We start from the raw sequence: 14,588 nt of genomic DNA, 5'->3' as shown, positions 1-14,588 counted from the left end.
ATGGACCTCCGGCCACAGCACTAACGTTCGACGACCCGTTCGGTGCCGGGGCGCAGGCGGAGCATCGCATGGGGCGTCTCGTCGCCGGGGTCGACGCATCCCTCGGGGCCGGTGAACAGCACGTAGTTGATGCCGCCGTTGTGGGCGGAGCGGAAGGCGATCCCGTCGACGCTGAGCGGGGAGAGGCAGCGGAAGTACTCGGTCAGCACCTGTGTGGGGACGTAGGCGAGGTGCTCGCGCCCGTCCCGGACCACCGGACGGCTGAGGTCTTCCGAGAAGGACCGGATGAACGCGACCGGGCCGAGCAGGGACCTGCGGTCGGGGTCGAACACGCTCGGCACACCGGGGACGGCCGCCAGATCGACCACGGAGACCGGACGGATCAGCTCGAACGCCGCGACGGCCGCGTAGGGGCGGGGATCGTGCGCCGATATCTCCGCGAGGACAGTGGCCACGTCCGCGGATCCATAGAACATCGAGACGCCCGCGGGGCTCATCCGGTTGGCTGTGGCGCGCGCGGGCGGCGTCGAGCCTATGGTGGCCGCGACATAGCCCGGTGCGGTGGTGTCCCCGCGCATCCGGCCGCGCCACACCGGGTGCCCGGCGGGCAGCCTGCGGACGAGCCCCAGCCGGTCCACGACCGCCGACACCGCGTCCAGCATGGGGACGGGCGAGGGCGCACCGTGCCGGCCGGGCCCGGCGAGCAGGGTGAACCGTCTCTGGTGGCCGACCTGCCGGCGGAAGCGGGCCCACGGCGCGTGGACCGGGTCGGGCCCGTGCGGCCGTGGCGCTTCCCGCAGCTGCCAGGAGGCGGGCTCCGTCCGGTCCCGCACGGCGCGCGCCACCCGGGGCTCGACGGCGCCCCGGCAGACGTCCTCGACGGCGCGCGCGGTGCTGACGCCCTGCCCGGGCGCGCCCGTGGGCTCGTACTTCTCCCGGACGCCGGCCAGGACACGGTGCACGAGGAGGCGCAGGTCGACGGCCACCGGTTCGCCGCGGGCCGAGCTCGTGGTGCAGAACGAGCAGCGGGACGCGGTCATGAGGGTGCTGAGGTGACGGCGCAGATGCGCGTCGTCGATGTGGTTCATGCAGACCGCGTCCGGCGGGGACAGACCTTCCGGCGACGTCATCCGACCCCCTAGCCGGCCTGGTCGTGAGCGCTCTTCTTGGCCTGGAGCCGCTCGCACAGGAGGTCGAAGATCGTCCTCCGGCGGTTGGTGAAGTGGATGCTCCAGCTGGGGTCTTCGGCCAGCTCGCTCATCAACGGCTCCCAGATCAGTTCGAAGCTCTCCGAGACGCTCATCCCGCCGCGCCCCGCCCCGAAGAGCGGGAAGCAGATGGAGGACAGGGCCAGGCCCTGCTCCACGCGTTCCTGGCGTGCCAGGTCGAAGGTGTTGTGGACGGCTCGGGGGATGGACTGCGGGTCGACCCGGTAGTTGTTGGTTCCCGAGACGGGGGCGGCGATGGCCGCGTGGTAGATCCGCCGTACGTTGCGCCGCGAGAGCGCGCCCGCGGGGGTCGGCGCGACCGTTCCGTCCGGCACGGGGAGTCCGTAACTGCCGTGGCTGCGCAGCCAGGCCGCGAGGTGGTCGCCCGCCACGTCCTCCAGGATCTGGCCCCCGCCGCTCTTCTCCGCCGCCGCCCGGCGCAGACTGCCGGAGGTCGACGGCTTGAAGAACTGGGACAGCTGGAGGTAGGTGTTCTCCGAGGACACCACGATGTCGACGTTCCTGAGTTGCTCCACCGGTCCGCCGTGGAGGAAGAACGGGGTCGCGTGCCCGCCGGGTCCACCGGTGGGCACGGTGATCGGGCCGGCCATCTCCCGTTCCGTGAGGACGTCGGCGGCGAAGTGGGCCGGCCTGCGGCGGTGGGGGATGTCGGCCTCGGGCTGCGGCTCGGCGGGGAAGGGCTCGGCCAGGGCCCGCGCGAGTTCCTTGCGCACCGCGTGGACGATCCGGCTGTCCGGACCGCTCGGCTTGATCACCGAGAAGTGGTCGCCGGGCAGCACCCCCGTCTCGGGGAAGAACCCCGCGGCGGAGGAGGGGACCACCACGTTGTCGCTCTCGCCCGCGTAGGCCACGATCGGGATCGGGCAGCTGCCCGCGGCGAGTTCCGGGGCCCGGACGATGCCGTCGATGACCCGGCGCTGGGTTTCGAGCACAGAGGTCTGGAGCGGCTTGAGCTCGCGCTCCTGGCTGTTGCGGGTCATCGGGATCAGCCCCCTGCGGGCCAGCAGGAAGAGGTCGGACCCGTTGTTGGGGCAGGCGAACATCACCAGCCGCCGGATCTTGGCGAGGTCCCGGCCGCGGCCCGCCAGCAGCATCCGGGACAGGTACCGCTGGGCGACTAACCCGCCCTGGCTGTGCGTGACCAGGGCGACCCGTTCGTAGCCTGCCGTGAGGTCACCGACGAATCCGCGCAGGCTCTCCGCGACCGTGTCCAGATCGGGCATCCGCCGCAGCGGGTTCCAGGTCACGGGTCGTGTCGCGTACTCGAAGAACAGGAAGTCGTATTCGTCCGACACCGCGGGGATCGCGGACAGCTCCCGCTGCAAGGGCGTCCAGGTGGTCGGCGACGAGTAGAGACCGTGCACGAAGACGACGGCGGCCTGACGCAAGTATCCCCCTGGGCCGAGGTGCGGATCGACAGTTCTCGCACGCATCGTACGGAGATCTCCGGCCCCACCGCGGGGAGTTCGCGACGCCGGGGCGCGAACCACGGGAGCCACGGGAGCCACAGCGGCTACGGGCGCCCCAGGCGGGTCGCTTCGGATTCGGCTGCCGTGAGGACGGCGTCCAGGAGGCCCGGGAAGAGGGTTTCCAGGTCTGCCCGGCGCAGGGCGTTGAGCTTGGTGGTGCCGCGGTAGGTCTGGTGGACGACGCCGCTCTCACGCAGGACGCGGAAGTGGTGGGTGGTCGTGGACTTGGTGACGGGCAGGTCGAAGTACGAGCAGGCCAGCTCCGAGGCGGAGGCGGCCAGGTCGCGGACGATGGAGAGCCGGAGCGGGTCGGAGAGCGCGTGCAGGACGCCCTCCAGGCGGATCTCGGCCGTCCCGGGGTGGGCGAGGGTGCGGGCCGCGTCCCGTTCGGTCATGTCCCTGCTCCGCTCGCTCGACGTGCTCCGGGCCCCATCGTACGAGAACCGTCGTAGGACCTGCTCGGTGCGGCCCGGGTGTCCGGGCCGCACCGGTTTCACCAGGAGCGGTGGTACTGGTCCGGCGTACGGGGCCGCGCCCCCAGGTCGGCGGCCGCGCGACGGGCCCAGTACGGGTCGCGCAGCAGCTCCCGGCCCAGCAGGACCGCGTCGGCCTCGCCGTTGGCCAGGATCTTCTCGGCCTGCGCCGGCTCGGTGATCAGGCCGACCGCGGCCACCGGCAGCTCGGTCTCGGCCTTGACCCGGGCGGCGAAGGGGACCTGGTATCCGGGGCCGAGCGGGATCGTGACGCCGGGGACGAGACCGCCGGTCGAGACGTCGAGCAGGTCCACCCCGTGCGCCAGCAGCAGACCGGCCAGCCGGACCGTCTCGTCGGCGGTCCAGCCGTCCTCCTCCAGCCAGTCGGTGGCGGAGATCCGGAAGAAGAGCGGGAGTTCCTCCGGCCACACCGCCCGTACGGCGTCGACGACTTCGAGGGCGAAGCGGGTCCGGTTCTCGAAGGAGCCGCCATAGGCGTCGGTGCGCCGGTTGCTCGACGGGGAGAGGAACTCGCCGATGAGGTAGCCGTGGGCGCCGTGGATCTCGACGACCTCGTAGCCCGCGGCCAGCGCCCGCCCGGCGGCGGCCGCGAACTGGCCGGTGATCTCGTGGATCTCGTCGACCGTCAGCTCGTCGGGGACCGGGTGGCCCTCGCCGAACGGCACGGCGCTCGGGGCGACCGTCTGCCAGCCGTGCTCCTCGGGCCCGACCGGCTGCCCGCCCTTCCAGGTCCGGTCGGTGGCGGCCTTGCGGCCGGCATGGCCGATCTGGATGCCGGGCACCGTGCCCTGGGCCTTGACGAAGGCGGTGATCCGGCGCAGCGCCTCGACCTGGGTGTCGTTCCAGATGCCGAGGTCGTAGGGGGAGATCCGGCCCTCCGGCGCGACGGCGGTGGCCTCCTGGAGGATCAGGCCGGTGCCGCCGACGGCGCGGGCGGCGTAGTGGGCGAAGTGCCAGTCGTGGGCCACGCCCGCGTCCGGGCCGGAGGGCTCGGCGCTGTACTGGCACATGGGGGCCATCCACACCCGGTTCGGGATGGTGACCGAACGCAGGGTCCAGGGCTCGAACAGGGCGGTGAAGGCAGCGGGGGCAGCACTCATGAAGGTCTCCAGAGGTCACCGGGCGCACCGGGGAACGGCGGGCTAAGTACGAGACACACCGTACTACGGAATCGCTCGTACTACGAGACCTCTCGTACAAGTGCATTGAGCTCCGCGCGCAGCGCCCCCGCCAGGGCCCCCAGGTCCGGAACGGCGCGGGCGTCGGCGACCAGGCCGTAGTGGACCGTCCCCTTGTACGTGGAGACCGCCACGGCCAGGGACTGGCCCCGGGCCAGCGGGGCGAGGGGGTAGACCTCGCGGACCCGGCTGCCGCCGAGGGTGAAGGTGAAGCCGGGCAGCGGGACGCTGGTGACCAGGATGTCGAAGAGCAGCCGGGCGGCCTGGGCCACGAGCGGGCCGCCGAGCCGGTGCCCGAGCGGGTGGACGTGGTCGGCGAGCAGGGCGACGGCTCCGGCGCCGCGGGCGGGCCCGGCGTCCTTGTTCCGGTCCATGCCGCTGCGTACGGAGCTCAGCCGGCGCAAGGGGTCGGGCTCGGCGAGCGGCAGCCGGAGCAGGTATCCGGAGAGCCGGTTCCCGGCGCCGCCGGAGGTCCCCGGGCCTCGGCGGCGGGACACCGGGATCAGGGCGCGCGGCCCGGCGCCCCGGGGCTCGGGGTCGCCGCGCCCGGCCAGCCAGCGCCGCAGGCCGCCCGCGACCAGGGCGATCAGCACGTCGTTGACGGTGCCGCCGACGGACTTGCGGATCAGGTTGACCTCGTCCAGGTCCAGGGCGAGGCCCGCGACCGCGCGGGTCCCGGGCACGGCGGGGCCCGTCGTGAGGTCGGTGGTGAGGGCTGCGGGAACCCCGACCGGCAGCCCGGCGCGGGCCACGGCCGCGCCGATCTCCAGGGCCTGGCCCACGTCCTGGACCCGGGCCGCCAGGACCTCGGGGAGGCGGCGCAGGGTGGAGCGGGGCGGCCGCCCGGGCACCGGCGGCACGGGGGGACGCAGGGTCGGGCCCTCGTCGAAGAGGGTGGCCGCGAGGGCGAGGGCGCCCAGGCCGTCGGCGAGGGCGTGGTGGAACTTGAAGAGCACCGCGAAGGAGTCCGGGTCGGGTCCGGCCAGGACGTGCGCCTCCCACGGCGGCAGCCCGCGGTCCAGCGGGCGCGCCATCAGCGGCCCGGCCGCGGCGTGCGGATCGAGGACCCCGGTCCGTACGAGGAACACGTGCCGCGCCGGGTCGAAGCCGGGGTCGGACGACCAGGCGGCCGCGCCGAAGGGAAGCAGCACGTCGTGGATCCGGCGGCGCAGGCCCGGCACGGCGGCGCAGCGGGCGGCGAGCAGCTCGGCGGCGTGCTCGGCGGCCCCGGGACCCCCGGAGGTGAAGACGGCGAGGGCGCCGAGGTGCATGGGGTGGGCGGCGGATTCGATCCGCCAGAAGGCGAGGTCGAGCGGGGACAGGTGCTCAGTGGCCACTGAGGTCCTCTCGCGTGCGGCGGTAGTGGCGTGAAGTCAACCGATTCCGAACACCCACATGCAAGCAGCGGCCATTTCCGACCTGTGAACGGTCGGTACCGATCAGCCACTCGGGGCACCGCGGCGCCCGCCGGGCCACTGTCGGTGGGCGGGTGCAGACTGGCCGGAAGACACCGCAACCACACCCGAACATCCGCTGAGGACGACGAAGTCCGGAGGTGCCGGCCATGGCCGAGGTACTGCTGCTCGTAGGGACCCGCAAGGGACTGTTCACCGGCCGCCGCCGAGGGGACGGCCCCTGGGAGTTCGACGGGCCCCATTTCAACGCCCAGGCCGTCTACGCGGTCGCGGTCGACCGGCGGGGCCCCGTGCCACGGCTGCTGGTGGGCGCGGACAGCCTGCACTGGGGGCCGTCCGTCTTCAGCTCCGACGACCTGGGGGCGACCTGGCGGGAGCCCGCCGCCCCGGCGGTGAAGTTCCCCAAGGACACCGGCGCCTCGCTGGAGCGGGTCTGGCAGCTGCATCCGGCCGGGCCGGAGGCCCCGGACGTGGTGTACGCGGGGACCGAGCCGGCCGCCCTGTTCCGTTCGACCGACCGGGGCGAGTCCTTCGAACTGGTCCGCCCGCTGTGGGAGCACCCGAGCCGCAAGAGCTGGGAGCCGGGCGGCGGCGGCGAGGGGCTGCACACGGTGATCACCGATCCCCGCGACCCCGACGCGGTGACGGTGGCGGTCTCCACCGCCGGGGTGTTCCGCAGCAAGGACGGCGGGGCGAGCTGGTCGCCGTCCAACGAGGGGGTCTCGGCGGTGTTCCTGCCGGATCCGCATCCGGAGTTCGGCCAGTGCGTGCACAAGATCGCCCAGGACGCCGCGGACACGGACCGGCTCTACCTGCAGAACCACTGGGGCGTCTACCGCAGCGACGACGCGGGGGCCCGTTGGACCGACATCGGGGGCGGCCTGCCCTCCGACTTCGGCTTCGCGGTGGCCGCCCATCCGCACCGGCCGGACACCGCCTACGTCTTCCCGCTCAACGCCGACTCCGACCGGGTCCCGGCCGAGCACCGGTGCCGGGTCTTCCGCACCCAGGACGCGGGCGCCACCTGGGAGCCCCTGTCGCGCGGGCTGCCGGCCGGGGACCACTACGGCACGGTGCTGCGCGACGCGCTGTGCACGGACGACGCGAATCCGGCGGGGATCTACTTCGGCAACCGCAACGGCGAGCTGTACGCCAGCCACGACGACGGGGACAACTGGCAGCTGCTGGCCGAGCACCTGCCGGACGTGCTCTGCGTGCGGGCGGCGCGGGTGAGCGGATGGGACGCGAACGGGGCGGAGCAGGGCGGAACCGGATCAGGAAGGAAGCGGGGTGGAAACGGGCCGAAGCGGGGCGGAGGCCCGGACCGGTCGAGGGCGTGACGGATCGGCCAGTAGAGTGATCCACCGTGGCAGCACGACCGTTGAACGAGATCGTCGAGCCGGGCTGGGCCCGCGCTCTTGAGCCGGTGGCGGAGCACATCGCCGCCATGGGCGACTTCCTGCGCGCCGAGATCGCGGCGGGGAGGACCTACGTACCTGCCGGGGCCAATGTGCTGCGCGCCTTCCAGCAGCCCTTCGACGAGGTCAAGGTGCTCATCGTCGGCCAGGACCCCTACCCCACCCCGGGGCACGCCGTGGGCCTGTCCTTCTCGGTGGCCCCCGAGGTGCGGCCGGTGCCGCCCAGCCTCGACAACATCTTCCTGGAACTGCACCGGGACCTGGGGACCGGCCGGCCCGCGAACGGCGACCTCACTCCGTGGACCCGGCAGGGCGTCCTGCTGCTGAACCGCTCCCTGACCACCGCTCCCCGCCGGTCGAACGCGCACCAGGGCAAGGGCTGGGAAGCCGTCACCGACCAGGCCATCCGGGCCCTGGCCGCGCGCGGCAAGCCGCTGGTCTCCATCCTCTGGGGCCGGGCGGCCCGCAACCTGCGTCCGCTGCTCGGTGAACTGCCCGTGGTGGAGTCCTCCCACCCCTCCCCCAAGTCCGCCGATTACGGGTTCTTCGGCTCCAGGCCCTTCAGCCGGACCAACGCGTTGCTCGAGGGCCAGGGTTCACAGCCTGTCGACTGGCGCTTGCCGTCCGTCAGTTGACCTTTCTCACATTCACCGGATAAATACGGACAGATGCCATGCGAGCCAGCCCTGCCCGAACACCCGGTTCCGATAAGCCAGTAGCATGCGGCGCCATGAGCTCCCCCACTGGGCCCGCAAATGGCCTGCCCGTACGAATGCCGCGACCCCGCCAGACCGGACGGCACCGCCGGCCCGAGCCCGCGGTGGCGCCCGAGGGCGCGCCCGCGCTGGTGCTCGCCGTGCCCGGTGCCCCCTCGGCCGCCTCGCGGGGGCTCGCGGAAGAGATCATCAGCATCGGCCGTTCCGAACTGCCGGGCCTGGACGCCCGCATCGGCTTCCTCGACGGTGACGACGCCTCCGAGTTCCCGTCCCTGTCCGGCGTGCTGACCGCCGTCGCGACGGAGCGTGCCGCACGCGCGGAGTTCGCCCGCGCCGCCGGCCACGAGGTGCCCGCTCCGACCGGCCCGGACGCCGTGGTCGTGCCCCTGCTGGCCGGTCCGGACAGCGATCTGCTGCGCCGGGTCCGCCAGGCCCTGATGGACTCCTCGGCCGCCGCCGAGCTGGCCGACGTACTCGGTCCGCACCCGCTGCTCGCCGAGGGCCTGCACGTGCGGCTGTCGGAGGCCGGCCTGGCCCGCGCCGACCGCGCCCGCCTCTTCACGGTGACCACCGCCGCCGACGGCATCGTCCTGGCCACCACCGGCGGCGAGGAGGCCGTCCAGGCCGCCGGGATCACGGGCATGCTGCTCGCCGCCCGGCTCGCCGTGCCCGTCCAGGCGGCCGCGCTCGACCAAGAGGGTTCGGTGGCCGCGGTCGCCGAGCAGCTGCGCCGCGAGGGTTCCACGCAGCTGGCGCTCGCCCCGTACCTGATCGGCCCGGAGGCCGCCGAGGGGCTGCTGGACACCGCCTGCAAGGAGGCCGACTGCGCCACCGCCGAGGTGCTCGGGGCCTACCCGGCGCTCGGCAAGCTGGCCGTCGCCCAGTACGCGGCCGCCCTGGGGATCACCCTGGCCACGTCCCACTGACCCGCCCGCGTCGCGTACGAGTGCCCCGCCGCCGGATTCCGGCGGCGGGGCACTCGTACGTCCGGACCGGGCAGGGCTGCGGGCAGGCGGGCAGGCGGGCAGTGGAGCGAGTCAGCCGAAGACCACGCAGGTCGCGGCGGGCACGGCCACCGAGCCCGCCCGGTGCGGCCGCCCGGTCAGCGGGTCCACCTCGAACCAGGTGACGTCCCCGGAGCGCTCGTTCGCCGCGTACAGCCGGCGCCCCGACGGGTCGGCGACGAGGTCGCGCGGCCAGCTGCCGCCGCAGTCGACCGTGCTGCTGAGCAGCGGCTTCTCGGCGCCGTCGGCGAGGGAGAAGGTGACGACGGTGTCGGCGCCGCGGACGGCGACCCAGACGAAGCGCCCGTCGGGCGAGGCGACGACCGCCGAGGGATAGGCCCGTACGGCGCCTGGAGGGCCCCCAGGGGCCACCGGAACCTCTGCGACCGGTTCCAGTCGCCCGGATACCGGATCCCACCGGCAGACGGTCAGCTGCGGCTCCAGCTCGTGCAGGACGTAGACCACCGCGACGTCCGGGTGGAAGACGAGGTGGCGCGGGCCGGTCCCGGCACGCAGCGCGGTCTCGGCGTGCACCCGCAGCTCCCCGGTGGCGGGGTCCGGCGCGCAGACCCGTACCGAGTCGGTGCCCAGGTCCACGCTGAGCACCCAGCGGCCGCTCGGGTCGGGCAGCACCTGGTGGGCGTGCGGGCGCTCCTGGCGGTCCGCGTCGGGCCCCGAGCCCTGGTGTCCGAGGACGGACGCGGGCCCGCCGGGGCTGCCGTCGGCGCCGAGCGGGAGGCTGCTGACGCTGCCGGAGGTGTAGTTGGCGGTGAGCAGCCGGCCGCCGGCCACGCTGAGATGGGTGGGGCCCGCGCCCTCGACGGGCACGGCCGGACCGAGGGCCGCGAGGCCCTCGGCGGTCGGCCGGAAGGCGCACACCGCGCCCCGCGCGGTCTCGCTGACCGCGTAGAGCACCCCGGTGTCGCGGGCGACGGCGAGGTACGAGGGGTCGGCGACGGTGTCACAGGACCCCAGCGGGGTCAGGGCTCCGGTCGCCGGATCCACGGCCGCGGTGGTGATGCCGCGGCCGCCCCCCGAGGTGAACGAGCCGATGTGGCACCGGTGTCCGCCGCCCCGGTCCGTCCTGTCCGCGCCGTCCACTGGGTGCCCCTCTCCGCCGTCCAGGATCCGTACGGAGCCGACCGTAACAGAAGGTCTAGACCAAATCCCGTCCTTGGGCGCGTTCCTGGGCACCGGCGTGGTGGACGTAGGCCGTGCTGCTCGGCCGGTCCTCGTACGTACGGTGGAAGACCGGCGTGGCGGAGCCGGAGATCGGGGGCACTATCCAGGACCAGTCGGCGCCCACCTCTCGCCCCTTGGCCTCCTCCCGCTCCAGGTGGGTCAGGAAGCGCCGGGACTCGGAGTGGTGGTCGGCGATGGTGACCCCGGCCCGGTCGAAGGAGTGCAGGACGGCCCGGTTGAGCTCCACCAGCGCGCGGTCCTTCCAGAGCGAGCGATCCGTGGTGGTGTCCAGGCCGAGCCGGCGGGCGACCGCGGGCAGGAGGTTGTACCGGTCCTCGTCGGCGAGGTTGCGGGCGCCGATCTCGGTGCCCATGTACCAGCCGTTGAACGGCGCGGCCGGGTAGTGGATCCCGCCGATCTCCAGGCACATGTTGGAGATGGCGGGCACGGCGTGCCAGCGCAGCCGCCAGTCGGCCCAGCCGTCGCCGCGACCGTCCCCGTCGGGGTGCGTGATCGGCACCTCCAGCACGGCGTCCGCGGGGGTCTCGAACCAGCGGGGCTTGTCGTCGACCCCCTGGACGACCAGCGGGAGGAGGTCGAAGGGGGTACCGGGGCCGCCGGTCCAGCCGAGCCGGAGCAGGGCCTCGGTGAGCGGGGCGTTGCGGGCGTCGCCGACGGTCACGGAGTGGTGGTCCCCGTAGCCCGCGTACCGGACGAGCTGTTCGCTCCAGATCAGCGGACCGGGGCGGTCGGGCGTGTCCGGGGCGAAGACCGTGATCGTGGGCCGGACGCGGCCGCCGTTGGTCGCCTCGCGCAGGTGCTCGAAGCACTCGGCGGCGATCGCGTCCGCGTCGGTGAGCTCCCGGCGGTCGCGCACCCGCAGGGAGTTCCAGTACAGCCTGCCTATGCAGCGGTTGCTGTTGCGCCAGGCCACGCGGGCTCCGTGGACCAGCTCCTCGGGAGTGTGCCGGTAGGTGCCGGTGTCCGCGAGCTCGGCCCGTACGGCGGCGAGCCGGGCACGCGGATCACCGGGACCCTTGTTCTCCCTGTGGAAGAGTCGGACGAACTCCTCGGCCGCTTCCCACACCTGAGCGGTGCTGGAGCGCTGTTGAAGTATTTCCATTCCGGGCGGTTACCCCCTGTCCGACCAGATCCACCCTGTACGTGCCGGATGAATGTGCAATGAACAATCACCCGTTGTACATGCCGCAGGTCAACGCCGTACGGCTCGGAGGCCCCTGACACTCCTCCGAGTGATCTTCACGGATCGACCTGCGGGCGAGGCCCGGAGGGGCGTACGATCCGCGCGATTCCGGGAGTTGACCGCAGGGGCTGTGACGCTGGGCCGGTGGCGGTTCAGCCGCAGGGCCGGCTCATGAAGAGCGCCTGCTCGCCGGCGGCGGGCGTGCCGCCGTAGAGGGCGGTGTCGAGTCCGCAGAAGGCGAACCCCATGCGCCGATAGGCGTGCACCGCCGGGGCGTTGACGCTGCTCACCTCCAACCAGAGGTGTTCGGCGCCGCGTTCGCGGGCGAACTCGGCCGCGCACTCCATCAGCGCACGGCCGATGCCGCGGCCCCGGTGGGCGGGCGAGACCTCGATGTCCTCGATCGTCAGCCGCCGGTTCCAGGGGGCGTAGCCCACGGCGGCGAAGCCGCACAGCCGTCCGCCGTCGAGGGCCACGTAGGTGCGCGCGTCCCCTGCCGAGTCCGTGCCGCCGCCGAGGGCCTGTTCGTCGTGCTCCTCGGGCGGGAACACCTTGTGCACCGGAGGGTCCACCGGGACCTCGCGGAGGGCGAACCCGGCGTCGGTGGCGACCGCCTCGAAGACGGTGTCGGTGGTGAAGGAGCTGTCCAGGGCCTCGATGGCGCCCGCGTCGCCGGGGCGGGCGAGGCGGTAGACGATGCCGTCGGCGGAGCCGTGTGCGGTGGTCATGGGATCCACCGTACGCAAAAAATCCCCCGGTCGAATTGGCTGCGCCAATTGACTGCCGAGGGATCGGAGTGCGTATATTTGTTGTTTCATATCTCGCGGAAACGCAGACATGAAAAAGCTTACGAGGACACCTTATCGCGGCGGGAGCGCAATTGTCAACCGAGGAATTCCGGAAAGAGCAGCAATTCGTCACCGACCTCTATCGGCGCCTCGACGATCTGCGTGACCAGGCCGAACGTGCTGTCGAGGGGGCATTGCGCGATGTCGGCAGCGGCTTCCAGGCCCGGCTGGAGCGCGACGTGATGGTCGCCGAGCAGTCCGGTCTGCTGTCCGCCCTGAATGGGGGCGAGAACGGCCTCTGCTTCGGCCGGCTGGAGTTCTCCGACGGCCGCGACCACCACATCGGCCGTATCGGAATCCGCGCGGACGACACGGAACGCACCCCGCTGGTCGTGGACTGGCGCGCCGACGTGGCCCGCCCCTTCTACCTCGCCACCGGGCACACCCCCATGGGGCTGCGCCGCCGTCGGCACATCAGCAGCCGCGGCCGGCTGGTCACCGCCCTCCACGACGAGATCCTCGACCTGACCGACGCCGAGCGCACCGGATACGAGGGGGCCGACGCGGACGCCGTGCTGCTCGCCGCGCTCGACGCCGCCCGGACCGGCCGCATGCACGACATCGTGCGCACCATCCAGGCCGAACAGGACCGGGTCATCCGCTCCACCCACCGCGGGGTGCTGGTCGTCGAGGGCGGTCCCGGGACCGGGAAGACGGCGGTCGCCCTGCACCGCGCCGCGTACCTGCTGTACGCCCACCGTGAGCTGCTCGCCAAGCGCGGGGTGCTGATCGTCGGCCCGGGCCCCGCCTTCCTGGGCTACATCGGCGGGGTGCTCCCGGCGCTCGGCGAGACCGGCGTCCTCCTCGCCACCCCGGGCGAGCTCTTCCCCGGTGTGCACGCCACCGGCGCCGACCGCCCCGGGGCCGCCGCGGTGAAGGGCCGGGCTTCGATGGCGGACGTGCTGGCCGCGGTCGTCGCCGACCGCCAGCGGCTGCCCGACACGGTTCCGGCGGGCAGCGGCGAGGAGTACGACACGGTGCCCGAGGCCGCCCTGGAGATCGACCACGACGACTACGGGACCCTGCTGCTGGACCGCCCGATGGCGTACGAGGCGCGCGACCGGGCCCGGGCCACCGGGCTGCCGCACAACCAGGCGCGGCCCGCCTTCGCCTTCCGGATCATCGACGCCCTCACCGCGCAGCTCGCGGACCGGTTGGGCGCCGACCCGTACGGCGGCCCGAATCTGCTGGGCCAGGACGACGTCGCCCAGCTCGGCAAGGAGATCGCGACGAGCCCCGCGGTGCACGCCGCGATCGACACCCTGTGGCCCTCCCTCACCCCGCAGCGGCTGGTCGCCGACTTCCTGGCGGACCCCACGCACCTGCCCGCGCACGAGGCGGAGCTGATCCGGCGCGCGCCTTCGGCCCGGCCGGACTGGACCCCGGCCGACGTGCCGCTGCTGGACGAGGCTGCCGAGCTGCTCGGGGAGGACGACAGCGCCCGCCGGGCGGCCGAGGAGCGGGAGCGGGAGCGGCGCATCGCCTACGCCCAGGGGGTGCTGGACCTGTCGGAGGGCTCGCAGTCCTACGAGTTCGAGGACGAGGAGAACGAGTTCCTCGCGGCCCACGACATCATCGACGCCGAGCGGATGGCGGAGCGGCACGAGGAGGCCGACCACCGCAGCGCGGCCGAGCGGGCCGCCGCCGACCGCACCTGGGCCTTCGGGCACGTCATCGTGGACGAGGCGCAGGAGCTGTCGGAGATGGCCTGGCGGCTGCTGATGCGGCGCTGCCCGACCCGCTCGATGACCCTGGTCGGCGATCCCGCGCAGACGGCCGACGAGGCGGGCTGCGGATCGTGGCGGCGGATCCTCGAACCGTACGTGGGCGACCGCTGGGAGCTGGTCCGGCTGGGGGTGAACTACCGGACGCCCGCCGAGGTCATGGAGGTGGCGGCGGCCGTCCTGCGCGCCCGCGACCCGGCCTTCGAGCCGCCGCGGTCGGTACGGTCCACCGGGGTGCGGCCCTGGGCCCGCGCGACCGGGGACCTGGCCGGGGCGGTCGGGGAGGCCGTGGAGCGGGGGCTGCCGGCCGAGGGGCGGCTGGCGGTGATCGCCCCGCGCGCGCTGCACGGGCCGCTGGCCGCCGTACTGCCCGGGGTACGGGCCGACGGGGAGCCGGACCTGACCCGGGAGGTCGTCCTCCTGGACCCGCGGCAGGCCAAGGGGCTGGAGTTCGACACGGTGATCGTGGTGGAGCCGGCCGACCTCCAGCCGAGCGACCTGTACGTGGCGCTGACCCGCCCCACCCAGGTCCTCGGCGTGGTGCACACCCCGGGCCGGCTGCCGGCCGGCACGACCGGCCTCTTCAGCCCCGTCGGCGGTTGAAGCGCGGGGCGGGCACTTCCAGCCCCGCCGGCGGTTGAGGCACAGGGCGGGCACTTCCAGCCTCGCCGGCGCTTGAGGCGCGGGGTCTGGGGCGGAGCCCCAGG

General features: G+C 73.6%; 11 protein-coding genes and 1 pseudogene. 4 read left to right on the top strand and 8 right to left on the bottom strand.

Annotation, left to right across the window (positions count from 1 at the left end; all coding sequences use genetic code 11):
- Window positions 1-20: 20 nt before the first annotated feature.
- The 5 genes from OG447_RS21050 to OG447_RS21030 all read right to left on the bottom strand — a co-directional run bounded on the left by OG447_RS21050 (window position 21) and on the right by OG447_RS21030 (window position 5,707).
- Complete coding sequence (locus tag OG447_RS21050) at window positions 21-1,130, bottom strand: RES family NAD+ phosphorylase (RefSeq protein ID WP_266938381.1); 1,110 nt, start codon at window positions 1,128-1,130, stop codon at window positions 21-23.
- A gap of 8 nt (window positions 1,131-1,138) precedes the next feature.
- Complete coding sequence (locus OG447_RS21045) at window positions 1,139-2,617, bottom strand: alpha/beta fold hydrolase (protein ID WP_266938380.1); 1,479 nt, start codon at window positions 2,615-2,617, stop codon at window positions 1,139-1,141.
- A 125-nt stretch (window positions 2,618-2,742) separates the two neighbouring features.
- Window positions 2,743-3,093 (bottom strand): helix-turn-helix transcriptional regulator, encoded by a 351-nt coding sequence (locus OG447_RS21040; RefSeq protein WP_266938379.1) that lies wholly within the window; start codon window positions 3,091-3,093, stop codon window positions 2,743-2,745.
- 98 nt (window positions 3,094-3,191) lie between these two features.
- Window positions 3,192-4,292 (bottom strand): NADH:flavin oxidoreductase/NADH oxidase, encoded by a 1,101-nt coding sequence (locus OG447_RS21035; protein WP_266938378.1) that lies wholly within the window; start codon window positions 4,290-4,292, stop codon window positions 3,192-3,194.
- Window positions 4,293-4,372: 80 nt separating this feature from the next.
- Window positions 4,373-5,707, bottom strand: a complete 1,335-nt coding sequence (locus OG447_RS21030; RefSeq protein WP_266938377.1) for a wax ester/triacylglycerol synthase family O-acyltransferase — start codon at window positions 5,705-5,707, stop codon at window positions 4,373-4,375.
- A gap of 227 nt (window positions 5,708-5,934) precedes the next feature.
- On the opposite strand from OG447_RS21030, the pseudogene OG447_RS21025 reads away from it, so the two are divergent.
- From OG447_RS21025 to OG447_RS21015, 3 genes and pseudogenes are all read left to right on the top strand, one after another.
- Window positions 5,935-7,008 (top strand): annotated as a pseudogene (locus OG447_RS21025) (WD40/YVTN/BNR-like repeat-containing protein); the annotation flags it as partial.
- Between the two features lie 143 nt (window positions 7,009-7,151).
- Window positions 7,152-7,838, top strand: coding sequence for a uracil-DNA glycosylase (locus OG447_RS21020; RefSeq protein ID WP_266938375.1), 687 nt, complete (start codon window positions 7,152-7,154; stop codon window positions 7,836-7,838).
- 95 nt (window positions 7,839-7,933) lie between these two features.
- A complete protein-coding gene (locus tag OG447_RS21015) occupies window positions 7,934-8,845 on the top strand; it encodes a sirohydrochlorin chelatase (RefSeq protein ID WP_266938374.1) in 912 nt (303 codons plus the stop codon).
- 111 nt (window positions 8,846-8,956) lie between these two features.
- On the opposite strand, the gene OG447_RS21010 is transcribed toward OG447_RS21015, so the two are convergent.
- The 3 genes from OG447_RS21010 to OG447_RS21000 form a co-directional block, all read right to left on the bottom strand.
- Complete coding sequence (locus tag OG447_RS21010; RefSeq protein ID WP_266938373.1) at window positions 8,957-10,024, bottom strand: lactonase family protein; 1,068 nt, start codon at window positions 10,022-10,024, stop codon at window positions 8,957-8,959.
- Between the two features lie 55 nt (window positions 10,025-10,079).
- Window positions 10,080-11,228 carry a nitric oxide synthase oxygenase gene (locus tag OG447_RS21005; RefSeq protein WP_266938372.1) on the bottom strand — a complete coding sequence of 383 codons (1,149 nt, stop codon included), beginning with the start codon at window positions 11,226-11,228 and terminating at the stop codon, window positions 10,080-10,082.
- 233 nt (window positions 11,229-11,461) lie between these two features.
- Window positions 11,462-12,037, bottom strand: coding sequence for a GNAT family N-acetyltransferase (locus OG447_RS21000; RefSeq protein ID WP_266938370.1), 576 nt, complete (start codon window positions 12,035-12,037; stop codon window positions 11,462-11,464).
- Window positions 12,038-12,189: 152 nt separating this feature from the next.
- On the opposite strand from OG447_RS21000, the gene OG447_RS20995 reads away from it, so the two are divergent.
- Window positions 12,190-14,484, top strand: coding sequence for an AAA family ATPase (locus tag OG447_RS20995; protein WP_266938369.1), 2,295 nt, complete (start codon window positions 12,190-12,192; stop codon window positions 14,482-14,484).
- The last annotated feature ends 104 nt before the right edge of the window (window positions 14,485-14,588 follow it).

Origin of the sequence: Streptomyces sp. NBC_01408 (assembly GCF_026340255.1) — a bacterium.
Classification (GTDB): Bacteria; Actinomycetota; Actinomycetes; order Streptomycetales; family Streptomycetaceae; genus Streptomyces.
This window is presented reverse-complemented; position numbering and strand designations above follow the sequence as displayed.

Excerpts from the sequence above, each read along its gene's own strand:
- OG447_RS21050 (WP_266938381.1), bottom strand. The coding sequence starts at position 1,130 with ATGACGTCGCCGGAAGGTCTGTCCCCGCCGGACGCGGTCTGCATGAAC.
- OG447_RS21000 (WP_266938370.1), bottom strand. The coding sequence starts at position 12,037 with ATGACCACCGCACACGGCTCCGCCGACGGCATCGTCTACCGCCTCGCC.
- OG447_RS21040 (WP_266938379.1), bottom strand. The coding sequence starts at position 3,093 with ATGACCGAACGGGACGCGGCCCGCACCCTCGCCCACCCCGGGACGGCC.
- OG447_RS21035 (WP_266938378.1), bottom strand. The coding sequence starts at position 4,292 with ATGAGTGCTGCCCCCGCTGCCTTCACCGCCCTGTTCGAGCCCTGGACC.
- OG447_RS21005 (WP_266938372.1), bottom strand. The coding sequence starts at position 11,228 with ATGGAAATACTTCAACAGCGCTCCAGCACCGCTCAGGTGTGGGAAGCG.
- OG447_RS21015 (WP_266938374.1), top strand. The coding sequence starts at position 7,934 with ATGAGCTCCCCCACTGGGCCCGCAAATGGCCTGCCCGTACGAATGCCG.